Source organism: Xanthomonas campestris pv. asclepiadis, assembly GCF_020784175.1.
Classification (GTDB): Bacteria; Pseudomonadota; Gammaproteobacteria; order Xanthomonadales; family Xanthomonadaceae; genus Xanthomonas; species Xanthomonas campestris_D.
This window is the reverse complement of sequence record NZ_JAJGQM010000019.1, coordinates 56,909-80,425: the sequence shown is the minus strand read 5'-3', so window position 1 is coordinate 80,425 and position 23,517 is coordinate 56,909. Positions and strand designations below refer to the sequence as shown.

The 23,517-nt window shown below is 66.2% G+C and carries 15 protein-coding genes and 1 pseudogene; 6 read left to right on the top strand and 10 right to left on the bottom strand.

Features of this window, described 5'->3' with window-relative positions; translation table 11 throughout:
* Nucleotides 1-211 precede the first annotated feature (211 nt).
* The 4 genes from leuB to leuC form a co-directional block, all read right to left on the bottom strand.
* Complete coding sequence (gene leuB / locus LL972_RS10900; protein WP_228327617.1) at nucleotides 212-1,285, bottom strand: 3-isopropylmalate dehydrogenase; 1,074 nt, start codon at nucleotides 1,283-1,285, stop codon at nucleotides 212-214.
* A 37-nt stretch (nucleotides 1,286-1,322) separates the two neighbouring features.
* Nucleotides 1,323-2,072 carry a class I SAM-dependent methyltransferase gene (locus tag LL972_RS10895; RefSeq protein ID WP_266104579.1) on the bottom strand — a complete coding sequence of 250 codons (750 nt, stop codon included), beginning with the start codon at nucleotides 2,070-2,072 and terminating at the stop codon, nucleotides 1,323-1,325.
* 29 nt (nucleotides 2,073-2,101) lie between these two features.
* Entirely contained in the window at nucleotides 2,102-2,749 is a 648-nt protein-coding gene (gene leuD / locus LL972_RS10890; RefSeq protein WP_228327615.1) for a 3-isopropylmalate dehydratase small subunit, read from the bottom strand.
* Nucleotides 2,750-2,820: 71 nt separating this feature from the next.
* On the bottom strand, nucleotides 2,821-4,260 hold the full coding sequence (leuC, locus tag LL972_RS10885) for a 3-isopropylmalate dehydratase large subunit (protein ID WP_102580725.1): 1,440 nt from the start codon (nucleotides 4,258-4,260) through the stop codon (nucleotides 2,821-2,823).
* 120 nt (nucleotides 4,261-4,380) lie between these two features.
* On the opposite strand from leuC, the pseudogene LL972_RS10880 reads away from it, so the two are divergent.
* Nucleotides 4,381-5,272, top strand: a pseudogene (locus tag LL972_RS10880) (LysR family transcriptional regulator).
* 36 nt (nucleotides 5,273-5,308) lie between these two features.
* Here the strand turns inward: LL972_RS10880 and LL972_RS10875 are convergent.
* Nucleotides 5,309-8,311, bottom strand: a complete 3,003-nt coding sequence (locus tag LL972_RS10875) for a two-component regulator propeller domain-containing protein (protein WP_228327614.1) — start codon at nucleotides 8,309-8,311, stop codon at nucleotides 5,309-5,311.
* A 275-nt stretch (nucleotides 8,312-8,586) separates the two neighbouring features.
* On the opposite strand from LL972_RS10875, the gene LL972_RS10870 reads away from it, so the two are divergent.
* From LL972_RS10870 to LL972_RS10860, 3 genes are all read left to right on the top strand, one after another.
* Nucleotides 8,587-9,240 (top strand): TetR/AcrR family transcriptional regulator, encoded by a 654-nt coding sequence (locus LL972_RS10870; protein ID WP_228327613.1) that lies wholly within the window; start codon nucleotides 8,587-8,589, stop codon nucleotides 9,238-9,240.
* A gap of 128 nt (nucleotides 9,241-9,368) precedes the next feature.
* Nucleotides 9,369-10,025, top strand: coding sequence for a protein-L-isoaspartate O-methyltransferase family protein (locus LL972_RS10865; protein ID WP_104648815.1), 657 nt, complete (start codon nucleotides 9,369-9,371; stop codon nucleotides 10,023-10,025).
* Between the two features lie 20 nt (nucleotides 10,026-10,045).
* A complete protein-coding gene (locus LL972_RS10860) occupies nucleotides 10,046-11,428 on the top strand; it encodes a TolC family outer membrane protein (RefSeq protein WP_228327612.1) in 1,383 nt (460 codons plus the stop codon).
* 651 nt (nucleotides 11,429-12,079) lie between these two features.
* Here LL972_RS10860 and waaA read toward each other — a convergent pair.
* Nucleotides 12,080-13,396 (bottom strand): lipid IV(A) 3-deoxy-D-manno-octulosonic acid transferase, encoded by a 1,317-nt coding sequence (gene waaA, locus LL972_RS10855; RefSeq protein WP_228327611.1) that lies wholly within the window; start codon nucleotides 13,394-13,396, stop codon nucleotides 12,080-12,082.
* A 76-nt stretch (nucleotides 13,397-13,472) separates the two neighbouring features.
* Between waaA and LL972_RS10850 the strand changes: the two genes are divergently transcribed.
* Nucleotides 13,473-14,393, top strand: coding sequence for an LpxL/LpxP family Kdo(2)-lipid IV(A) lauroyl/palmitoleoyl acyltransferase (locus LL972_RS10850; protein WP_228327610.1), 921 nt, complete (start codon nucleotides 13,473-13,475; stop codon nucleotides 14,391-14,393).
* A gap of 61 nt (nucleotides 14,394-14,454) precedes the next feature.
* Here LL972_RS10850 and LL972_RS10845 read toward each other — a convergent pair whose 3' ends face one another.
* From LL972_RS10845 to LL972_RS10835, 3 genes are read right to left on the bottom strand one after another with little or no spacing between them, the layout of a single operon-like run.
* Complete coding sequence (locus LL972_RS10845; RefSeq protein ID WP_228327609.1) at nucleotides 14,455-15,789, bottom strand: O-antigen ligase family protein; 1,335 nt, start codon at nucleotides 15,787-15,789, stop codon at nucleotides 14,455-14,457.
* On the bottom strand, nucleotides 15,770-16,882 hold the full coding sequence (locus tag LL972_RS10840) for a glycosyltransferase (protein ID WP_228327608.1): 1,113 nt from the start codon (nucleotides 16,880-16,882) through the stop codon (nucleotides 15,770-15,772). The genes LL972_RS10845 and LL972_RS10840 overlap by 20 nt, the downstream gene beginning before the upstream one ends.
* A gap of 10 nt (nucleotides 16,883-16,892) precedes the next feature.
* Entirely contained in the window at nucleotides 16,893-17,090 is a 198-nt protein-coding gene (locus tag LL972_RS10835; protein WP_016902555.1) for a zinc-finger domain-containing protein, read from the bottom strand.
* Between the two features lie 325 nt (nucleotides 17,091-17,415).
* Here LL972_RS10835 and LL972_RS10830 point away from each other — a divergent pair, with 325 nt between their 5' ends.
* Nucleotides 17,416-20,778, top strand: coding sequence for a GH92 family glycosyl hydrolase (locus tag LL972_RS10830; RefSeq protein ID WP_228327607.1), 3,363 nt, complete (start codon nucleotides 17,416-17,418; stop codon nucleotides 20,776-20,778).
* 238 nt (nucleotides 20,779-21,016) lie between these two features.
* Here LL972_RS10830 and LL972_RS10825 read toward each other — a convergent pair whose 3' ends face one another.
* A complete protein-coding gene (locus tag LL972_RS10825; RefSeq protein ID WP_228327606.1) occupies nucleotides 21,017-23,326 on the bottom strand; it encodes an NADP-dependent malic enzyme in 2,310 nt (769 codons plus the stop codon).
* Between the last annotated feature and the right edge of the window lie 191 nt (nucleotides 23,327-23,517).

The window sequence follows — 23,517 nt, the reverse complement described above, 5'->3', positions numbered from 1 at the left end:
ACGCCGGCTCTCGACGCCCAAACTGCCAGAATCCGAACAGATAAGGCTCTGGCGCGGCATCCATGCCGCTCAAGGTCTCACGCCAGCACGCGCGCAAGCACCACCAATTGCTATCGGCAGCTGAGGGCACGGATGCGGCATCGCGCTACCGCACAACACCCGCATGCTGACCAATCCTGCGCGCCATAACGCTTCAGGTATGCGAGCGCAGTTACAGCGCGACCACCACTGCATCACCCATCGCCACGGTCCCGACCTTGGTCGTGCCTTCCGACCAGATGTCGGCGGTACGCAGGCCTTGGTCGAGCACCTTGCCGACCGCTTGCTCGATCGCATCTGCTGCAGCCGATTGCGCGAAGGTGTAGCGCAACATCATTGCCACCGACAGGATGGTGGCCAACGGATTGGCGATCCCCTTGCCTGCGATGTCTGGCGCCGAGCCATGACATGGCTCGTACATGCCCTTGCTGTTGGCATCCAGCGAGGCCGAAGGCAGCATGCCGATCGAGCCGGTGAGCATCGACGCCTGATCGGACAGGATGTCGCCGAACATGTTGTCGGTCACGATCACATCGAACTGTTTGGGCGCGCGCACCAACTGCATCGCCGCGTTGTCCACGTACATATGCGACAGCGCGATGTCCGGATAGTCCTTTGCCACTTCTTCGACGACCGCGCGCCACAGCTGGCTCGATGCCAACACATTGGCCTTGTCGACCGAACACAGCTTCTTACCGCGCAGACGTGCCATCTCGAAGCCGGCCTTGGCGATGCGGCGGATCTCGCTTTCTCTGTATGGCAGCGTGTCGTAGGCCTGACGCTCGCCATTTTCCAGCGTGCGCGTGCCACGCGGCTGACCGAAATAGATACCGCCGGTGAGCTCGCGCAGAATCAACAGATCCAGCCCGGACACTACCTCTGGCTTGAGCGTGGAGGCATCGGCCAGTTGCGGATACAACAATGCCGGGCGCAGGTTGGCGAACAACCCGAGCTGCGAGCGGATCTTGAGCAGGCCACGCTCCGGACGCAGCGATGGATCGATGCTGTCCCATTGCGGCCCACCGACCGCGCCCAGCAGCACTGCATCGGCAGCGCGGGCGCGCTGCAGCGTTTCGTCGGCCAGCGGGCTGCCGTATTTGTCGTAGGCCGCGCCACCGAGTTCGTCGTACACCAAGGTGAAACCCAGGCCATGCTGCGCATCGATGCGCGTCAGCACCTTGACCGCTTCGGCCATGATCTCCGGGCCAATGCCGTCGCCAGGAAGAATCAGAATCTGCTTGCTCATGCAATCCTCATAGGTTGGCGCCGTAGCGCCCTGAAAATCAACGTGCCGCCCATACCACCAGCACATCCGTGCTGAAGGAACCATCGGCCGCAATCTGAAAATATTCGCGCACTTCGTCTACCGCCGCGCCCTGCAATGCGCGAATGGCCGCGCGCAACACCTCAGACGTGCGCATGCGGTCTACCCAGCTCAGATAGTCCAGCTGCAGCAGTTGGCAATGATGCCGCTGCACCTGCAAGCCGGCATCGCCCAGCGTCTGCAACCACTGCGCAACACTGTAGTCACGCACATGGCTGGTATCGCGCAGCAACTCGATCGCCTGCAGGTGCGTATCCAGCAGCGGCAGGCCGGGAGCCACTACGTCGACAAAGGCCACAATTCCGCCTGGACGCAGCACGCGCCGCACTTCGCGCAGTGCCTGCCCCAGATCGCTCCAATGGTGCGCCGAGTAGCGGCTGACCACTGCATCCATGCTGCCAGTCTCGAACGGCAGGCGCTCGGCGGCACCTTGCACCGTGCGCACTTGGGTCAGCCCACGCTCTGCGGCAGTGGCCGCCACGACCTCGAGCATGTCAGCCGAAAGATCGTAGGCCACCACCTCGGCCATCAGCGGCGCCAGCTGGAAACTCACATGCCCGGCACCGCAGCCCAGGTCGAGCAGTCGCCCGTTGCGATGACCCTGCAGACCAGCGCGGAGCTCGGCGAACTCGGCGCCTTGCGCATGCACGTCACTGTGCAGATAAGCCTGCGCCTGCGGCCCGAACTGCGCAGCGACATGCTCGCTCAGCGCACCCGCATCGGCGTTGGCAACCGCGCTCACTGCAGCGCGCCGAACAGCCACGGTTGACGCGCGCGATGGCCTTGCTCGAAGCGACCGATCGCATCAGCGTCCTGCAGGGTCAGGCCGATGTCATCCAGGCCGTTGAGCAGGCAGTGCTTGCGGAACGCATCGATCTCGAAGCCGTATTCCACGCCATCGGGGCGGCGCACGCGCTGTGCGGCCAGATCCACGGTGAGTTGATAGCCCTCGGTGGCCAGGCATTGCGCGAACAAGGCGTCCACTTCCGCTTCGGCCAGCACGATCGGCAGCAGGCCGTTCTTGAAACTGTTGTTGAAGAAGATGTCGGCAAAGCTGGGCGCGATCACGGTGCGAAAGCCGTATTCGTCCAGCGCCCATGGCGCGTGCTCACGCGAGGAACCGCAGCCGAAGTTCTCGCGTGCCAGCAACACGCTGGCACCCTGATAGCGCGGGAAATTGAGCACGAACTCCGGATTGAGCGGGCGCTGGCTGTTGTCGCGACCGGGCTCGCCGATGTCCAGGTAGCGCCATTCATCGAACAGGTTCGGCCCGAAGCCGGTGCGCTTGATCGACTTGAGGAATTGCTTGGGAATGATCTGATCGGTATCGACATTGGCGCGATCCAGCGGCGCCACCAGTCCGGTGTGTTGGGTGAAAGGGGTCATTGGGATGCCGGGAATTGGGAGTGGAGAATGGGGAATTGGCAGAGCGGAGACGAGACGGACGTTGCGATTCTCTATTCCCGATTCTCGATTCCCTGCAACGCACGCACATCGACAAAATGCCCGCTGACCGCCGCTGCCGCCGCCATGGCCGGGCTGACCAGATGGGTGCGGCCGCCGGCGCCCTGGCGGCCTTCGAAGTTGCGGTTGGACGTGGAGGCGCAATGTTCGCCGCTGCCCAGCTTGTCCGGGTTCATGGCCAGACACATCGAGCACCCCGGCTCGCGCCATTCGAAACCGGCGTCCAGAAACACCTTGTCCAGGCCTTCGGCTTCGGCCTGCGCCTTGACCAGGCCCGAGCCCGGTACCACCAGCGCCTGCTTGATGGTGGAAGCGACCTTGCGGCCCCTGGCGACCGCCGCGGCAGCGCGCAGATCCTCGATACGCGAGTTGGTGCACGAGCCGATGAACACGCGATCCAGGCGGATCTCGGTGATCGGCTGGTTTGCCCGTAAGCCCATGTATTTCAGCGCGCGCTCGATCGAGTCGCGCCGGGTCGGATCCTGTTCGGTTGCCGGGTCCGGCACCTGCTGATCTACCGCCAGCACCATTTCCGGCGAGGTGCCCCAGCTGACCTGCGGTTTGATGTCTTCGGCGCGCAGCTCCACCACGGTATCGAAGTGCGCGTCCGCATCGGAGACCAGCGTGCGCCACAGCGCGACGGCGGCCTCCCAGTCGGCGCCCTTGGGCGCGAACGGGCGGCCTTGCACGTAGGCAATGGTTTTTTCATCCACAGCCACCATGCCGACGCGCGCACCGGCTTCGATGGACATGTTGCAGATGGTCATGCGCCCTTCCATCGACAGGTCGCGGATCGCACTGCCGGCAAATTCCAGCGCATGGCCGTTGCCACCGGCGGTGCCGATCCTGCCGATCACCGCCAGCACGATGTCCTTGGCAGTCACCCCGAACGGCAGCGTGCCCTCCACCCGCACCTGCATGTTCTTCATCTTCTTGGCGATCAGGCATTGCGTGGCCAGCACATGCTCGACCTCGGAAGTGCCGATGCCGTGCGCCAGCGCGCCGAACGCGCCATGCGTGGAGGTGTGCGAATCGCCGCAGACCACGGTCATGCCCGGCAAGGTGGCGCCCTGCTCGGGGCCGACCACATGCACGATGCCCTGGCGCGCATCGTTCATCTTGAACTCGAGGATGCCGAAATCGTCGCAGTTCTCGTCCAGCGTCTGCACCTGCAGGCGCGAGACTTCGTCGGAGATCGACTCCAGCCCGCCCTGGCGCTCGGCCCGCGTGGTCGGCACGTTGTGATCGGGCGTGGCGATGTTGGCATCGATGCGCCACGGCTTGCGCCCGGCCAGGCGCAGGCCCTCGAACGCTTGCGGCGAGGTCACTTCATGCAGGATGTGGCGGTCGATGTAGATCAGCGACGAACCATCGTCGCGGCGCGTGACCTCGTGCAGGTCCCACAGCTTGTCGTACAGCGTCTTGGCAGTCATTGCGGCGATCCGGTTGGCGGATGGTGGGAGTGCCCACCTGGCTGCGTTCGATGCTAGGAGCTTGCCTTGGATAACGCAAATTCATATTGTTTATTCAACAAATGAAATTTGGGAATGGCAATGGACCTGGCAAGCCTCAGCGCCTTCGTGGCGATCGCCGAAAGCGGCAGCTTTTCGGCAGCCGGCGAGGCCCTGCACCTCACCCAGCCGGCGGTGAGCAAACGCATCGCCTTGCTGGAAGGACAGTTGTCGGCGCGATTGTTCGACCGCCTGGGCCGCCAGGTGGTGCTGACCGAGGCCGGCCAGGCCTTGCTGCCGCGCGCGCAACGCATCCTGGCCGAGCTGCAGGACACCCGCCGCGTGCTGGAGCATCTCGGTGCGGCGGTCGGCGGTCGGCGGTCGCCTGAGCCTGGCCACCAGCCATCATGTCGGCCTGCACCGCCTGCCCGCCCTGCTGCGCGGCTTCGCCGCACAACACCCGCAGGCGGCGCTGGACATCCAGTTCCTGGATTCGGAGCTGGCCTATGCCGCGGTGCTGCGCGGCGAGGTGGAGCTGGCGGTCACCACGCTGGCGCCGGACACGCGTGCGCCGTTGCGTGCACAACCGATCTGGCATGACCGCCTGCAGTTCGTGGTGGCGCCGGATCACCCGCTGGCCGCATTGCGCGCGGTGTCGCTGGAAGATGTGGTGGCGCATCCGGCGGTGCTGCCGGACCCGGGCACCTTCACCCATCGCATCGTCGCCGGCCTGTTCGCCGAACGCGCCCTGGTACCGAGCCTGCGCATGACCACTAATTATCTGGAGACGATCAAGATGCTGGTGTCGGTAGGCCTTGCGTGGAGCGTATTGCCGGAGCGCATGATCGACCATCAGATCGTGGCGCTGCCGCTGCCGGATGTGGCGCTGTCGCGCGAGCTGGGCTGCGTAACCCATGGCGGGCGCACCTTGTCGCGCGCCGCGCAGGCCTTTGTTGCCTTGTTGAACGCGCAGGCGGACCAGTTGCAGACGTGAGCGCGGCAGCGCCATGCCCCTGGCAACGCGACAGACTTACTGATCCACCAAGCGGTCGCGCCCCAGCCGCTTGGCCTGGTACAGACGGCGGTCCGCCAGCGCCAGCAATTCGCGGCGGCTCGGTGCTTCATGGCTCATCGCCATGCCCATGCTGGCAGTGCAGCGCACGGTCGTGCCCTGCGTCTCGATACCGATCGCAGCCAGCCGCTGGCGCATGCGCTCGAACAGCGCGCGTGCCTGTGCAACGTCCACGCCCACTGCCGCGAGCAGAAACTCTTCGCCACCGTGGCGCGCGGCGAAGCACTGCGCCTGATCCTGCTCGCTGAATGCTTCGCCGATCGCGCACAGCACCGCATCGCCGACCTCATGGCCGTACTCGTCGTTGATGCGCTTGAAGTGGTCGATATCCATCAGCACCAACGCCAGTGGGGGGCCACCGGCACGCGCATCGTCGAACCATTGCTGCAGGACACGCTCGGCCTCGCGCCGATTCGGCAAGGCGGTCAGCACATCGTGGCTGGCGCGGTATTCGAGTTGGCGCATCAGGGCTTCGCGCTCCTGGCTGGCCTGCTGCAGCGCGAGGTTCTTGTCACTCAGCTCACGTGTGCGTGCGTCGATCACCGTATTGAGTTGGCGCTGGCGGCGGCGATAACTGGCGGTGCGCCACAGATAGAGCCCGTAGATCAGGCTACACAGCCCGAGGATGCCCACGGAGATCACTTCGCCACGCCGCCACCACGGTGGCGCCAGTGCGATCACCAGGCTGGATTCGCCCACCAGCGCGGTCTGCCGCCAGTCCACCGGCAGCGACATCGCCTGGACGCGGAAACGGAAACGTCCCGGCGGCAGATTGGTGTAGACCGCCTCGCTGGCGCTGTCGGCGTCCACCCAGTCCGGGTCGAAGCCTTCCAGCCGGTAGCGGTAGCGCACCTTGTCCGGGCCACGGAAATTCAGCCCCGCATAGACAATGGCGATGCGCCGGGTCTCCGCGCCGAAGCGATGCAAGCCATTGAGCGGCTGCACCATGCCATCGACCAGCAGCCGCTCGAACACGATCGGCACGCGATGGCCTTGCAAGGTGCCCACGCGCGCCGGATCGATCACGCCCAGGCCCGCAGCGGTGGGAAACAGCAGCTGCCCGGACCGCGTCATCCAGCCAGCCGGTGCGCTGCTGCCGTTGCCCTGATTGCCGGGCATGCCGTCGCTGCGATCCACCACCTCCACACTCAACTGCTCGCGCGTGCCGGCATCGAGCTGGTCGAAGTCGCTGCGCGCGATGCGGAACACGCCATGGTTGCTCGACAACCAGAAATAACCACGCCCGTCATCGATCACCCGGAACACCTTGTCACGCGGCAACCCGACCCGGTGATCGTAGACGCGGAAGGTCTCTCCACTCAGGCGCAGCAGGCCGCGATCGCTGGCGATCCACAGGTCGCCTTTGGCATCGCGCAGGAAGTCGAAGGCGTTCTGCCCGGGAAAATCCTGCTCGCCCAGCCATGCGCGCGTGCTGCCATTTGCCGACAGCGCGGTCATGCCGCGATCGGTGCCGATCCACACATTGCCCTGCGTATCGCGATACAGCACCTGCACCGAGCCATCGGGTACGCCGTCGGCGGCGGTGTAGCGGCGTGCCTTGCCATCGCGCCATCGCACCAGCCCGGCCGTGGTGCCGATCCACAACGTCTCGCCATCGGGCAACACCGCGCGTACCGACAGCGAGGGCAGGCCCTCGGCTGCACCAATGCGCGCCAGCACGCGACCTCGCGCGTCCAGGCGCACCACGCCCTGGCTGTACGTGCCGGCCCAGACGCCGCCATCGCCGGCATCGGCCAGGGCCAGCACCGATTGCTCCAGCACGCGCCCGTCCTCGTTCGGCACCACCGACACGCGGCTGATCCGGTTGTTGTGCCAGCGATCCAGGCCCACCGCGCTGCCCACCCACACGGTGCCGTCGCCGGTCTGCAACACCGTGCGCACGTAGTCCGAGGCCAGGCCGTCTTCGTGGGTGACGCCATGCGCGGCGCCTTCGGCAATGCGGAACAGGCCATGCGTGCTGCCGACCCAGATCAGGCCCTCGGCGTCTTCCAGCAGCGCCGGGCTGGCGACGCCTGAAATGGCGATCTGTTCGTCCGGCGCATCCGCACCGCTGTGCACCACCAGCGTGCCCGACGGCAGGCTCATCCACAGATGCCCGCGCCGATCCAGCAGCAATGCATCCACCCGCTGGCCTTGCCGGAAACGCTGCAGCCCGCCGCCGCGGCTCCACCACCACACGCCGTCGTCGCCGGCGACCAGCAGGCCGTCCTGACGATCGCTGGCCAGCCGTCGCACCGGTGCGGCGCGCATGCCATGTGCCCTGCCCCAGGCCTCGGCCGCAATGCCATCGCGAGGCAGACGATAGAGCCCGACTTCGGTACCCACCCATAAATCGCCATCGGCATCGGCCGCCAGCGCGGTGATACGCGCGCGCGGCAGGCCGACCTGGCGACCGACGTCCACCACCCGCCCGTCCGGCTCGATGCGGTACAGCGTCTGCGGCGTACCTACCCACAACGCGCCATCGGCGCGTCGCAGCAATGCACTGACCGCCAGGTGCCGCGCCGACGCATCGCCCAGTTGCTGCCAGTGGCCATCCTGGTAGTGATAGACCCCATCGAAGGCGGTGCCGAACAACATCCCGCCGGTGCTGTCGCGCACCACCACGAACACGCCCCCCAGCTCGACGCCCGGTGTGTTCTGGCGGTCATACACGGTGAAGTCGCGGCCGTTGAAGCGCGCCACACCTTCCCAGGTGCCCAGCCAGATCAGGCCATCGGCGCCCTGCGCCACCGCATGCACCAGATTGTGCGGCAGGCCGTCGTCCATGCTCCAGCGCGTGACGGTGTGGTACGCGGTATGGGTCGGCGGCTGGGCACCGGCCGGCCAGACGCCGAACAGCACGCAGGCCAGCAGTGCCCATCGCCACAGCAGCCCGGTCCGCCGCACGCATGTGCTGCGGACGCAGCCCCTATGCGCATGCGTCCCGACCCTGTCCACGCTCCCCATCCCTTCGTGTGCTGAAAAAAGGTGCTGCCGACTTGCGCCAACACACCGTTAGTCAATCTATCACCGGGGGTTTTTCAACGCGCTAGGTGGATTCCCCACACCGATGGGATGCACCATGACACCGGGAGGCATTCAGGTGAAACAATTAACTACCATAACCAAGCTGGTGCGCAGCTAACACGTCGGCGCGACTGTTCCTGAGCGCTTCCATGCTTCCCATAGGCGACGAGTATAAATATAGAACCCGATGGTCTAGTATTGACGGTATGTCCAGCTCGCCCCCCCTCAAGTCCAAGGCCAGGAGCAACGGCCCCGGACGGCCCAAGGATCTTGGGAAACGCGCCGCCATTCTTGGCGCTGCCCGCACCATGTTCATGGAGCAGGGGTATGCCGGGGTCAGCATGGATGGCATTGCCGCCCAGGCGGGCGTGTCCAAACTCACCGTCTACAGTCATTTTGGCGACAAGGAGAGCCTGTTTTCAGAGGCGATCCGTGCGCAATGCCAGCACATGATGCCGGACGACCTGTTCGACCACGCCCCCGAGGGCGCGCTGCGCGATCAGCTGATCGAAATCGCCGACGCCTTCTTCGCCATGGTGAGCACCGAATCGGCCATCGCCACCCACCGCATGATGATGGCGCCCGGCACCGGCGATGTGCATGTGCGCGAGATGTTCTGGGCCGCCGGCCCCAAGCGAACCCAGCAGGCGCTTGCCGACTTCCTGTCCGCACGCGTGGCCGATGGCCAGTTGAAGATCGACGATGTGGCACGCGCCGCCTCCCAGTTCTTCTGCCTGCTCAAGGGCGAACTGTATGCGCTGATGATGTGCGGCCTGCACGGCCAACCCACCCGCGCGCAGGTGGACGAGCACCTGCAGGCCAGCGTTGATTTCTTTTTGAGGGCGTATGCGCCGCGCTGACAGCCCCCGGCCTTTGGTGGCGATGACTTCCGGCACTGCGCCGTTTGCCGGCGCGCAGCGATGCTAGATGCGCCAGTGGCCCCGTGCACCGTTAAAATGCCTGCCCCACCGCGTTGGATAACCGCACCATGACGATCGATTTCTCCCAGGCCCGCGAAAAGATGGTCGAACAGCAGATCCGGCCGTGGGACGTGCTGGACCTGCGCGTGCTCGACGTGCTGGCGCGCCTGCCGCGCGAAGCCTTCGTGCCCGAGGCCTACAAGACCCTGGCCTATGTCGATGTGGAAATCCCGCTGTCGGCCGGCCACAAGATGATGAAGCCGGTGGTGGAGGGCCGCATGTTGCAGGCACTGGATCTGCAGCCGGGCGAAGACGTGCTGGAAATCGGCACCGGCAGTGGGTTTTCCACCGCCTGCCTGGCCGCGCTGGCCCGTGAAGTGCTGAGCCTTGAGATCGACCCAGCCCTTGCCGCCGCTGCCCGCGCCAATCTGGATAGCAGCGGCCTGGGCAGCAACGTGCGTATCGAAACCGCCGATGTGTTCGGCTGGCAGAGCGAACGCCGCTTCGATGCCATCTGCGTGACAGGCGCGGTCGATACGCTGCCGACCCAGTGGCTGCAGTGGCTGCGCCCGAACGGGCGCCTGTTCGTGGTCCGCGGTCACGAACCGGTGATGGAAGCGGTCCTGGTCCGTGGCGACGTCAACGCTCCGCGCATCGAATCGTTGTTCGAAACCGACCTCGCCTATCTCCAGGGCGCCGCACCGACGCCCCGATTCCAATTCTGATTCCCAAGGAAGCTTCCCCGATGATCCGCCGATCCCTCGTCCTGGCGCTGGCCGCCGCCCTGTCTCCGATGGCTGCGAACGCCACCGATCTGCTGCAGGTCTACGAAATGGCCCGCAACGGCGATCCGCAGCTGGCAGTGGCCGAGTCCACCCGCCTGGTCAACCGGGAAGGTCAGGTGCAGGCGCGCGCGGCGTTGTTGCCGCAGCTGGACGGCACCGCCGGGTACACCCAGTCGCATCGCGAGCTGGAAGGCGTGGACGGCCGCTCCACCACCAAGCAACGCCAGTATGCGATCCAGGGTAACCAGACCATCTTCAACTGGGCGCAGTTCGCCAATCTGCGTGCGCAGCGCGAGGTGGCCAAGGCGGCAGACTTCACGCTGGAATCGGCCAACAACGACCTGATCACCCGCACCTCGGCGGCGTATTTCCAGGTCCTGGTCGGCATAGAATCGCTGGCGGCGGCAGAGACCAACGAAGCGGCTGCCAAGAAGCAGTTCGATTACGCCGACAAGCGGCTGGAAGTGGGCCTGGCCCCGATCACCGACGTGCACGAAGCGCGCGCCCAGTACGACCAGGCGCGTGCCGACACGATCAATGCGCGCAACACATTGAAGGATTACTACCAGGCCTTGACCGAACTCACCGGCCAGCCTGTTACGTCCTTGCGCGCACTTCCCGAAGATTTCCGCCCCGAAGTCCCGGCGGCGTACAGCAATGTCGATCAGTTGGTGGCCACTGCCATCGCCGACAACCCGGCGCTGAAGTCGCAGCAGTTGCAGGTCAGCGCGGCCGAGGCACAGGTCAATGCCGCACGTGCGGGCCATTACCCGACCTTGAACCTCGGTGCCAATGTCGGCCGCAGCAACAGCTGGGGAGGCGCAGGCACCATCGATCAGGCCGCAGGCAACTTCACCACGCAGGGTCGCGATATCGACACCGACTCGATCGGCCTTACGCTGTCGATTCCGATCTTTGCCGGCGGTGCTACCCAGTCGGCCGTGCGCCAGGCGTTGTCACGCCGCGATATCCAGCAGGACACCTACGAGCAGCAGAAGCGCGCGCTGGACCGCAATACGCGCAACGCCTACCAGACCGTGGTTGCCGGCATCAGCGAAGTGGAAGCGCGCCGCCTGGCCGTGGTCTCCGCGCAGGCCGCATACGACGCCTCGCAGGTCGGCCTGGAAGTCGGCACGCGCACCGTGCTGGACGTGGTACAGAACCAGCGCACCCTGTTCCAGGCACAGCTGAACTACGCGCAGTCGCGCTACAACTTCCTGCAGAACCGCCTGCTGCTGGGCCAGGCGATCGGCAAGCTCAACATCACCGACCTGCAGGATGTGAACCGGCTGCTGTCGCAGGATGCCGAGTCCAAGCTGCAGGGCAGTGGCTCGCTGCAGTAAGACACGCTAATAGAAGACGCAAAAGGCGGGCGCAGGCCCGCCTTTTTTGTGCGTGATACAACCGCATCTAGCTGGCTGCGTGCGATAGCTGCGATGACTGCCAGAACCGGAGCGGCTGAACAGTGATATCTCGGTAGGCTTGTGGGCTTGGACGCTATGCATGCGTCGGTTGCAGGCGACTGATCTGCGGGTTGGCTGCAGGGCCCTTGCCCGCCCACCATCGCGGGACACGCTGCAAGTACGTCCTTGTAACTCCTACTCGGCATCCATGCCGCTCAAGGTCCCGCGACGGTAGGCGGGCAAGGACCAGTCGAGATGGTCGGTATGCAGGTTTGCAAGCAATTTCAACAAAGCAACCGGCTAACTCTCTGGTGCGGTGTCCTCGCCGGTTGCGGGACCGTGTGGCGGCGGCATGGATGCCGCCACCGAGCCTCCACGGACGGATTCACGGCGTGTCCCGCGAGCGGCGAGGGCACCGCACGCTCGACCAATGCGGCTTGAGACTCTCCAGATGACGCCCAAAGCGGCTGATAACACGACTGCGCGATCGCCACGTTTTGTTGGTCGATCCAAGACCGCTTGATGGCGCACCTCAGCATGACTGCGACAAGATCACTGCAACGCTGCAGCGCGAGCGGCGCAGTGACATCCTCAGGACGCGGCACCCTCGCTCACCACCGGCGGCAGGTGCGGCGCGATCTGCACCAGCGTCCGCGTCACAGCGCCCTTGCCATTGGCGACCAGTGCCAGCCCTGCGGCGGCCATCGCTTCACGCTGGGCAGGGTCGCCGAGCAGGCGCGCGAGATCGTGATACACGCTGTCGGCATCTTCGCAGATGGTCACCGCCTCGGCCTCGCGCATGCGCCGCGAAATCTCCGAGAAATTATGCAGATGCGGGCCGGTGACGGCCGGCGTGCCGACCGCCGCCGGTTCGAGCAGATTGTGCCCGCCGATCGGTTGCAGACTGCCGCCGACGAAGGCGACCTGCGCGCAGGCGTAGAAACTCATCAGCTCGCCCAGGGTATCGATGACAAACACCTTGTCGCGCGCCTGCGGCCATTGCTGGGTCTTGCGCGTGGACACGGCCCAGCCACGCTCGCGCGCCACGGCCTCGACCTTGGGAAAGCGCTCCGGATGGCGCGGAGCCCATAACATCAGCAGATCAGGAAACTGCAGCAGCAGGCGCGCATGGATGTCGGCCACGGCCGCTTCCTCGCCTTCGTGCGTGCTGGCGGCAATCCACACCGGCCGCGTTGCCGGCACATGCGTATGGAACTGCGCGACCAGCGCCTGCAACTGCGCTGGCGCGGCGATATCGAATTTGAGATTGCCCAGCGCGATCACCTGGTCGGGCCGCGCACCCAGCGTGATGAAGCGTTCGGCATCGTCGTGCGACTGCGCCGCCACGCAGGTGACGCTGCGCAGCGCACGGCTGATCAACGGCGCCAGCAGGCGATAGCCACGCAGCGAGCGCGCCGACAGCCGCGCATTGAGGATGTACACCGGAATCCTGCGGTCGCGGCAGCCGAACAACATGTTCGGCCACAGCTCGGTTTCCAGGATCAATGCCAGGCGCGGGCGGAAATGCTCCAGGAAGCGGCCGACGCTGCCGGGCACGTCGTAAGGCAGATACACGTGGTCCACCGCATCGCCCCAGACCGCGCGCACACGCTCGGAGCCGGTGGGGGTGATGGTGGTGATGACCCAACGGATATCCGGGCGCTGCGCACGCAAGGCGTTGACCAGCGGCGCGGCGGCATTGACCTCGCCCACCGACACCGCATGCACCCACACGCGCGGGCGACCGCAGGCATGCGTGTAGGAGGCATAGCGCTCGTTCCAGCGGTTGAAGTATTCGCGGACGCGAAAACCGCGCCACACCAGGTGGTACACCGTTACCGGCAGCAACAGGTACAACAGCGCCGAGTACAGCCCGCGCAACAGCCATTCGATCGGGTCTTTCCGCATGCGTGCAGGATACGGGAGCGCCCACACGTGCGCATGTGCACGCTGCCAGGCGCACGCAATCACTTAGAATTAGGCCATGTCCGAGCCCGCCAACGTCGCCGTCCGCCCTTCCCTGCGCAATCCCAGGCACTGGCCGATGTACCTGGGCCTTGCCGTCATGGTGATCGCCGGACGCCTGCCCTGGATGCTGCAGCGTGCGCTGGGACGTGGCGTGGGCTGGATCGCGATGCGCCTGGCCGGCACACGTCGGCGTGCGGCCGAGGTCAATCTCAAGCTGTGTTTTCCCGAACAGGACGATGCCTGGCGAGCGCGGCTGTTGCGCGATAGTTTCGATGCGCTGGGCGTGGGGCTGTTCGAATTCGCACGCGCCTGGTGGGGCAGCATCGATGCGATCCGCCCGGGCGTGCAGGTCGAAGGCCTGGAACACCTGCAGCGCCTGCAGGAACAAAAACGCGGCGTGTTGCTGGTGTCCGGCCACTTCATGACGCTGGAAATGTGCGGGCGGCTGCTGTGCGACCACGTGCCGTTGGCCGGCATGTACCGCAAGCACCGCAACCCGGTGTTCGAATGGGCGGTCAAACGCGGGCGGCTACGCTATGCCACGCACATGTTCGCCAACGAGGATCTGCGCGCCACCATCAAGCATCTCAAGCGCGGCGGTTTTCTGTGGTATGCGCCGGATCAGGACATGCGCGGCAAGGACACGGTGTTCGTGCCGTTCTTCGGGCATCCGGCCTCCACCATCACCGCCACCCATCAACTGGCGCGACTGACCGGCTGCGCGGTGGTGCCGTACTTCCATCGGCGCGAGGGTGGCCGCTACCTCCTCAAGATCGCACCGCCGCTGGCAGACATCCCCTCCGACGATGTGATCGCCGATACCACGCAGGTCAATGCGGCGATCGAGGACATGGTGCGCGAGGCGCCGGACCAGTACCTGTGGATCCATCGGCGCTTCAAACGCCAACCGGGTGGGCGCAGCGATTTTTATCGTTGATATCGCGTGTTTGGAAGCATGCGATGCGTGCAGCCGCAGCACCGCAAGGATGCAACTGGCGTCAGCGCGGCGGCGGCTGATCTGCGTCGTCGTTGAGCAAGGCACCGGCATACAGGCCGGCCAGCATCAGGCTCAGCCCACCCCAGAAGCTGGAATAGAACGCCAGATGCGTGTTGAGCGGGAACACCGTGGCCACCAATGCGATCATCGCCGGGCGTGCCTGCTCGCGCGCCGCCAGGCTGGAATAGCGCCACGCGCGCCAGGCCTGCGCCGCACCGGCCAGCCACAGCAGCAACCCGATCACCCCGGTTTCGGCCAGGATTTCCAGCACGATCTGGTGCGCATGGAAGGCCGGTCCGTCGCCCCAGGCCGGCGCCTGCGCGGGTGCCGGATTGCAGGCCGGATACGCCTGCCGGAAGCCGCGTGCGCCCACGCCATTGAGCGGATGTGCGCGAATCATGCACAGCGCCGCGCCCCAGATCTGCGCACGCCCGGACAAGGCCTGGTCCACACCCTGTTCGCCATCGCTGAAGGCCAGCGCGGTGCGCTGGATCCGCTCGCGCGCCTGCGGCGCCACCGCCACCACGCCAGCCGCCAGCAGCGCACCGACCACCGCCACCGCAAGCAGGCGGCGGCCACCCAGCAGCTGCCAGCCGGACAGCAGCACGATCACGCCGTAAGTGATCCACGACGCGCGTGAACCCGCCAGCACCAGCACCACGCCGACCGCCGCCGCAGCGCCCGCCCAGGCCCAGGCATTGCGCCGCCCCAGCGCCAGCAACAGGAAGGGTGACAGGCTCGCAAGCGTCTGACCGAACTTGAGATTGCATGGCCCCAGCACGCCGCTGAGGCGGTCGACCAGGGCCAGCTCCTGCGGCGTGCACAGGCCATGCCCGCTGATCAGCTGCTTGATCTGATCCAGGCCGAAGAACAACGGGCTGCTGCCGAGCACGGCCTGCAGCAGCGCATCCAGTGTCCACACCCCGCCGATCACCGCCAGGCCGGTGAAGGTGCGCCGACGCCGCTGCGCATTGGCCACCGCGATCGCGCACAACCACATGAACGGCAGATAGCGCAGATCGGTGGCCGACTTGCGCAGCGCGCGACCCACGTCCACCGCATCGAACGCTGACAGCATCTGCGGCAACCAGTACGCGAAGAACAGCACGCTGGTCAGCGCCCAGGCCGCACCACTGAGCAGCCGGGTGCCGCCACGGAAGCGTGCATGCAGCAGGCGATACGCCGCGAACAGCGCGCCCAGCGACAACACCGTCTCGGCCAGCCCGGGCGTGGGCCACAGCGCCACGAACAGGACCACCCACAGCGGCGCCCAGCGACCGGCATCGGGCGTCAGCACGGACGCAGGTGGGATGGCCTCAGCGGCGGAGTTCGTCATAGACCTTCAGGGTGGCCGCTTGCATGGCCTGCAACGTATAGGGAAGCACGGCAGGCGGTGTCGGCGCCTGCTGCAGCAAATGGAGCGCCTGGGTACGCAGGGCATGGGCATCGAAGGCAGGCACGGCGCCGCCGGGTTGCAACTCGGCCAGTAGCTCGCCGACGCCGCCATGCGCCCAACCCAGCACTGGCCGGCCCACCGACAGGGCCTCCACCACGGTGCGGCCGAAGGCCTCGGGTTTGCGCGACAGCTGCAGCACCAGATCGCTGGCGGCATAGGCCTCGGCGATGCGTGCGGTGGGTTCGGTGAAGGTGACCGCCTCGGCCACGCCCAGCCTAGTGGCCTCGGCTTCCAGCTCGCGCAGATAGGTTTCGCGGCCCGGCTCGCGCGCGCCCGGCAGCCACAACCAGGCCGGCACGCCGGCAGCGCGTACGTCGGCGAGCAGTTGCAGACCGTCGGCATGCCCCTTCAGGCGGGTACCGCGCCCGGGCAGCAGCAGCAGTGGCGCATCGGCCGGCAAGCCGGGCAGCATGCTCTGTGCCCAGGTGCGCGCGCGGCGATCCGGATGCGGGCGACGCGGAAACTGCGCGATATCGACACCGCGCGGGATTGTGCGCAGGCGCGCGGTGTCGGTCTGCGGATAGTGCGTGCAGACGTACTCGCGCACCGTCTGCGAAACGCAGATCACCCGCTCGCCATAGGTCATCACCGCGCTGTAGCGGCTGGGCGAGTTGAGCCCGTGCACGGTGGTGACAAAGCGCGGCCGCGTGGCTGGCGGCATGCCGCGCAACGCGTACCAGCCCAGCCAGGCCGGCAGGCGCGAACGCGCATGCACGATGTCGGCCCCCAGTTCGGCGAACAGCCGGCGCAGGCCGACCACATGGCGCAAGGTCAGCAACGACTTGCGTCCGATGTCCAGGGTGAGATGTTCGCCGCCCGCCTCCAGCAGCGGCTGGACCAGGCGACCGCCGGCCGACACCACCACCGCGCGGTGGCCGGCGCGCACCAGCGCAGCGGCGATTTCCAGGGTGGAGCGCTCTACGCCACCGGACTGCAGCGCCGGCAGCAGTTGCACCACGGTCAGGCGGTGCATCCGGCCAGGATCAGTCGGCGAGCACGAACAACGCGCCGCAATACGGGCACTTGGCTTCGCAGTTGGGTTCGTCTTCGATCGGCAGATACACACGCGGATGCGAGTTCCACAACGCCATCTGCGGCGTCGGGCAGCTCAGCGGCAGATCGCTGCGATGCACGGTGTAACGCGATTCGGCATTGGCGGGCGCGGTGGCGGTCTGGCTCATGGCGGCACGATCGTAGAGACAAGGCAGAGCGCGGATTCTAGCAGCCTGCGTGGTGATCGGCCCATTGACCGGCCACACCGGTTCGGGTGGTGATGCTCTCAACGCCAGCCGGGCGCCAACGTGGGGAGCGATGCGCCAGCTCCGGCATGGCCTGGCCCCGTGCTGGCCCGCCAGCGCAAGGCAGCACCAGGCAGCCACACCCGACCATCGCGCTTATCATCGGCGGACACTTGCGCACCGACCACAGCTTGCGCCCTGTGCCCGGGTCGCCTGCATCGGCCGGCCGGACCTGCCCTGCGGCATCGCACCAAGGAGACATCGCCACGTGACCTCGTCTGTTGTGCTGCTGCATCCGCGTGACCTGTGGTTCCGGCTGGTTGTTGCCCTGGGCGTCGCTGCGCCGTTGTCGGTGAGTGCGGCGACCGGGTTGTCGACCTCGTTCGAAGCCGGGCAACCGTTGCCGGTGAGCGCGGCGGCAGGCGATGTGCAGATTGCCATCGGCACCGGTCCGGCTGCGCCGTATGCGGCCAAGCCCAACGCCGGCTACAGCGGTGCGCATGCGATGCGGTATCAAAGTCATGCCGCAGGTGGGCGGCGCACCCTGTTTACCGCCGATGTCCCGATCGGTGCCGATACGACGCTGTCGTGGCTGGTATTGCCCGAGAGCGTGGGCGGCGAGCATGTGGCATCGACCTATGTGTCGCTGGATCTGCTGCTGGACGACGGCACACGCATGTCGGCCAGCACTGCGCGGGATCAACATGGCGTCGCGCTAGCTGCGCGGGCGCAAGGCGAGTCGAAGACGCTGTATCCGCAGCAATGGGCGCGCAAGGCGGTGCGGCTGGGCGAGGTGCCTGGCCTGCGTGGGCGCCGTGTACGTGCGATCGAGCTGGACGTTGCGCCGCCCGCAGGCGCGACCAGTGCCGGTTGGATCGACGATATCGCGCTTGCCGAGGTACCGCTGACGCCGGCAACGCGTCCGTCGGATTGGGTGCTGACCACGCGCGGCACGCAGTCCAATGGCACGTTCTCGCGCGGCAACAATTTCCCGGCAACGGCAGTGCCGCATGGCTTCAACTTCTGGACGCCAGTGACCGATGCGGGCACGCTGACCTGGTTGTATCGCTGGAACGAACATAACCACACGGACAATCGCCCGCGCCTGCAGGCGTTGTCGCTCAGCCATCAGCCCAGCCCGTGGATGGGCGACCGCCAGACCTTTCAGGTGATGCCGTCGCTGGCCGCCGGCGTGCCGCCAGCCGATCGCAAACAACGTGCACTGGCGTTTTCGCACACCAATGAAACTGCGCGCCCCTATCGCTACGCGGTGCAGCTGGACAACGGGATCCAGGCCGAGATCGCGCCGACCGACCATGCCGCGCTGTTCCGCTTTCGCTTCCCGGCGCAGGGCGATGCCAATCTGGTGTTCGACAATGTGGACGCGCGTGGCGGGCTGCGCCTGGATGCGGCGACACAGACGCTCTCCGGCCATACCGATGTGCGCAGCGGGCTGTCGACCGGCGCCACGCGCATGTATGTCCATGCCAGCTTCGACACGCCGTGGAAGACCAGCGGCCTGAGCGACACCGGCCGGCCGACGGGCTGGATCAAGTTCGATGCGAGCAGCTCGCGGCAGGTGCAGATGCGTATTGCCACCTCGCTGATCTCGCTGGATCAGGCCAGGCACAACCTGGCACTGGAAATCGCACCGCAGGCAACGTTCGAGCAGGTCGCCGCGCGTGCGCAGCAGGCCTGGGATACGTTGCTGGGGCGCCTGGAGGTGCCCGACGCCACCGCCGACCAGAAGACCACGCTGTACTCCAACCTGTACCGGCTGCACCTGTATCCCAACTCCGGCCATGAGAACGTCGGCAGCGCCAGTGCCCCGGACTGGCGTTATGCCAGCCAGAGCAGTTGGTCGGACGACAACATCGATGGCAGCGCGGTGCGCAGTTTTGCGCCGATCCGCGATGGCCGGGTCTACGTCAATAACGGCTTGTGGGACACCTTTCGCACCGCGTGGCCGGCGTACGCCTTGTTCGCGCCCGACGACGCCGGCGCGCTGGTGCAGGGCTTTCTGGAGCAGTCGCGCGCGGGCGGCTGGGTGGCGCGCTGGTCGTCGCCCGGGTATGCCGATCTGATGGTCGGCACCAGTTCCGACGTGGCCTTTGCCGATGCCTGGCGCAAGGGCGTGCAGGGCTTCGATCCGGTCGAGGCGTATGTTGCCGCACGCAAGAACGCCACCGTGGTGGCGCCCGACAGGCACGTCGGCCGCAAGGGCATGGCGCGTTCGACCTTTCGCGGTTATGCCGATACCGACACCCACGAAGGCATGTCGTGGTCGATGGAAGGCGCGCTCAACGACTTTGGTATCGCCAACATGGCCGATGCGCTGGCCACGCAGGCGAAAACAGCCACGGCGCGCGAGCGTTACGCGACCGAGGCTTTGTATTTCCGTCATCGCGCGGCGGGCTATTCGGCCTTGTTCGATCCGGCGACCGGGTTCTTCCAGGGCCGCACACCGGACGGCCACTGGCGCGTGGACGCGGCACGGTACGATCCGCGCGTCTGGGGCCACGATTACACCGAGTCCAGCGGCTGGACGTTTGCGTTCACCGCACCGCACGACGGTGAAGGCCTCGCGGCGTTGTATGGAGGACGCGCGGGCCTGGCAGCGAAACTGGATACGTTCTTTGCCACCCCCGAGACCGCCGAGGCCAGGTTCGCCGGCTCCTACGGCACCACCATTCACGAGATGACCGAAGCGCGCGATGTGCGCATGGGCATGTATGCGCACAGCAACCAGACCGCCCACCATATCCCGTGGATGTATCTGTACGCCGGGCAGCCATGGAAGACGCAACGCATCACCCGCGAGATCCTGGCGCGCCTGTACCTGGGCAGCGAGATCGGCCAGGGCTATCCCGGTGATGAGGACAACGGCGAAATGTCGGCGTGGTATCTGTTCGCGGCACTGGGCCTGTATCCGTTGCGCATGGGTGCGCCGGAATACGTGATCGGCTCACCGCTGTTCAAGCATGCCAGCGTGCGGTTGCCCGATGGCGGGAGGCTGACGGTCAATGCGCCGCAGAATTCGCCGCAGAACGTGTACGTGCAATCGCTCAAGGTCAACGGAAAGCCCTGGCGCAAGACCTGGTTGCCGCATGCGGACATCGCCAGGGGTGCGACGCTGGACTTCGTGATGGGGCCTGCGCCCTCGCGCTGGGGCACCGGGCCGAACGATGCGCCACCGTCGCTGACCCCTGCGGGGCAACGCCCTGCCCCGCTGCGGGATTTGCTCACAGACACGGCGCGCATCACGCTGGCCGATGGTGGCGAGGTCGCTGCCCTGCATGACGACGATGCGGGAACGGTCGCTGCAGTTGCATCGACATCGACGCTGACGCTCAGTGGCATGGCGCGCGGCACGCCGACGCTCTACACACTGACCAACGGCAATGCGGCCATTGCGGCCAGTGGATGGACGCTGGAAGCGCGTGCGGCCGATGGTGCGTGGACGGTGGTCGATCAGCGCCGCGAGGAAACGTTCGACTGGCCGTTGCAGACGCGGCCGTTTCGTATTGCCGCACCTGGTGCGTATACCGAGTATCGGCTGCGATTCAGTGCGCCTGCGAAAGTGCAGCTGGCGGAGATCGAGTTGCTGGGAGCGGAGCGTGCGGTGCGTTGAGGCGGAGGTTTATCGAAACGACGGTCGCACTGCTTTTTTTGAGGCAAGTGGGCTACCGCGCACGCATGCACTCAATCTAGATTCGCGTGATTGGCGCCGGAGCCAGGTCCGCTGCAACGTCAGCAGTTCTGGTGAACCGTACCCTCACCCCAACCCCTCTCCCGGGGGGAGAGGGGCTTTGAGCGATGCCTATGGTGCGGCTGGCGGGTAGGTTTTCGGTGTTTTCCCGGTGCGCGGGTCAGCTACTGCTCTTGTCGCCAGCACTCTTCTCGGCATCGCGCTGCCGGCGGATCTGCGCATCCACCGCCGCGATCGCGGTCATGTTCATCACCCGGCGCGAGGTGGCGCTGGTGGTGAGGATGTGCACAGGCTTGGAGATGCCCATCAGGATCGGGCCGATCGCCACGCCGTCGGTGAACACGCGCACCAGGTTGTAGGCGATGTTGGCCGCTTCCAGGTTCGGCAGCACGAACAGGTTGGCACGGCCCTTGAGCGTGCTGTTGGGCATGATCTGCTTGCGCAGCGCCTCGTCCCAGGCGGTGTCGCCCTGCATTTCGCCATCGATGTTGAGCTCGGGCTTGCGCTTGAGCAGGGCCTCGCGCACCTGGCGCATCTTCAGCGCATCGCGCGAGTCGTGGCTGCCGAAGTTGGAGTGCGACAGCAGCGCGATGTTGGGTTCGATGCCGAACAGCTTCAGGCGGTACGCGGCCTGCAGCGTGGCTTCGACCACCTGCTCGACGGTCGGGTCTTCCTGCACATGCGTGTCCAGGAAGAAGAACACGCCCAGCTGGTTGATCACGCCGGTCATCGCCGAGGTGGAGCTCACTCGCGGTTCCAGCGGAATCACGCTGCGGGCGTAGCCCAGCTTCTTGTGGAAGCGGCCGACCACACCCGACAGCATCGCATCGGCTTCGCCACGCGCCACCATCACCGCGGCGATCAGGGTCGGACGCGAGCGCATCAGTTCCTTGGCGGCAGTGACGGTCACGCCGCGACGCTCGGTGAGCGCGTGGTAGTACTGCCAGTATTCGTTGAAGCGGGGATCGTCGAGGATGTTGGTGATCTCGAAATCCACCCCGGCCGTCAGGCGCAGGCCCATGCGCTCGATGCGCGCCTCGATCACGTCCGGGCGGCCGATCAGGATCGGGAACGCCAGGCCTTCGTCGACCACGTTCTGCACCGCGCGCAGCACCACTTCCTCTTCGCCCTCGGCATACACCACGCGCTGCTTGTCGGCGCGCGCACGGTCGTAGACCGGCTTCATCATCAGGCTGGTGCGGTAGACGAACTGGCCGAGCTTGTCGCGATAGGCCTCCATGTCGGTGATCGGGCGCGTGGCCACGCCCGAATCCATCGCTGCCTGCGCAACCGCCGAAGACAGCTCCACCAGCAGGCGCGGGTCCAGCGGACGCGGAATCAGGTATTCCGGGCCGAAACTCGGAGTCTCGCCACCGTAGGCCGCGCCCAGGTCGGAGGCCTCGCGCCGCGCCATCGCCGCAATCGCCTTGACGCAGGCGATCTTCATTTCCTCGTTGATGCCGGTGGCGCCCACGTCCAGCGCGCCGCGGAACAGATACGGGAAGCACAACACGTTGTTGATCTGGTTCGGGTAGTCCGACCGGCCGGTGCCGATGATGCAGTCCGGACGCACCGCCTTGGCCGCTTCCGGGGTGATTTCCGGGTTGGGATTGGCCAGCGCGAAGATCACCGGCTGGCGCGCCATGCTGGCGACCATTTCCGGCTTGAGGATGCCGGCCGCCGACAGGCCCAGGAAGATGTCCGCGCCCTCGACGATCTCGGCCAGGGTGCGCTTGTCGGTGTCGCGCCCGTAGCGCTGCTTGTCCGGGTCCAGGTCGGTGCGGCCCGTGTGGATCACGCCGTCGCGGTCCAGCGCCAGGATGTTCTCCGGCTTCAGGCCCAGCGAGACCAGCATGTTGACGCAGGAGATGCCGGCCGCGCCCATGCCGGTGGTGGCCAGCTTGACCTCTTCGATCTTCTTGCCGGTGACCACCAGTGCGTTGAGCACGGCGGCGCCGACGATGATCGCGGTGCCGTGCTGGTCGTCATGGAACACCGGGATGTTCATGCGCTCGCGCAGCTTGCGCTCGACGATGAAGCACTCCGGCGCCTTGATGTCTTCCAGGTTGATGCCGCCGAAGGTCGGCTCCAGGCTGGCGATGATGTCGACCAGCTTGTCCGGGTCGTTCTCGTTGATCTCGATGTCGAACACGTCGATGCCGGCGAACTTCTGGAACAGCACGCCCTTGCCTTCCATCACCGGCTTGGAGGCCAGCGGGCCGATATTGCCCAGGCCCAGCACCGCGGTGCCGTTGGTGATCACCGCCACCAGATTGCCGCGCGCAGTGAGCTCGCTGGCCTGGGTGGGTTCCTCGACGATCGCCTCGCAGGCGAAGGCCACGCCCGGCGAATACGCCAGCGACAGGTCGCGCTGGGTCAGCATCGGCTTGGTCGCGGTGACCTTGATCTTGCCGGCCGGCTGCTGGCGGTGGTAGTCGAGGGCGGCCTGTTTGAAGTCGTCGTTGGACATCGGCGTTGTGGGTCTCGAAGGCGCAGGAGGGCTGAATTCTACCCCCCTGCCTGAACATGGGCCTGTCGCGCAGCTGTCGCGGCGGCAGGAAGATCGCATGCCACAACGCGTCATGCATTGCGGCCGGTGCTGACTGGATGTGGAAACGGCCCTGCATCCCGCCGGCAGCGCCGACGGAATACAGGGCCGTA

Coding starts and splice junctions, on each gene's coding strand:
- leuB (WP_228327617.1), bottom strand. CDS start 1,285: ATGAGCAAGCAGATTCTGATTCTTCCTGGCGACGGCATTGGCCCGGAG.
- leuD (WP_228327615.1), bottom strand. CDS start 2,749: ATGACCCCTTTCACCCAACACACCGGACTGGTGGCGCCGCTGGATCGC.
- leuC (WP_102580725.1), bottom strand. CDS start 4,260: ATGACTGCCAAGACGCTGTACGACAAGCTGTGGGACCTGCACGAGGTC.
- LL972_RS10870 (WP_228327613.1), top strand. CDS start 8,587: ATGTCCAGCTCGCCCCCCCTCAAGTCCAAGGCCAGGAGCAACGGCCCC.
- LL972_RS10865 (WP_104648815.1), top strand. CDS start 9,369: ATGACGATCGATTTCTCCCAGGCCCGCGAAAAGATGGTCGAACAGCAG.
- LL972_RS10860 (WP_228327612.1), top strand. CDS start 10,046: ATGATCCGCCGATCCCTCGTCCTGGCGCTGGCCGCCGCCCTGTCTCCG.
- waaA (WP_228327611.1), bottom strand. CDS start 13,396: ATGCGGAAAGACCCGATCGAATGGCTGTTGCGCGGGCTGTACTCGGCG.
- LL972_RS10850 (WP_228327610.1), top strand. CDS start 13,473: ATGTCCGAGCCCGCCAACGTCGCCGTCCGCCCTTCCCTGCGCAATCCC.
- LL972_RS10845 (WP_228327609.1), bottom strand. CDS start 15,789: ATGACGAACTCCGCCGCTGAGGCCATCCCACCTGCGTCCGTGCTGACG.
- LL972_RS10840 (WP_228327608.1), bottom strand. CDS start 16,882: ATGCACCGCCTGACCGTGGTGCAACTGCTGCCGGCGCTGCAGTCCGGT.
- LL972_RS10835 (WP_016902555.1), bottom strand. CDS start 17,090: ATGAGCCAGACCGCCACCGCGCCCGCCAATGCCGAATCGCGTTACACC.
- LL972_RS10825 (WP_228327606.1), bottom strand. CDS start 23,326: ATGTCCAACGACGACTTCAAACAGGCCGCCCTCGACTACCACCGCCAG.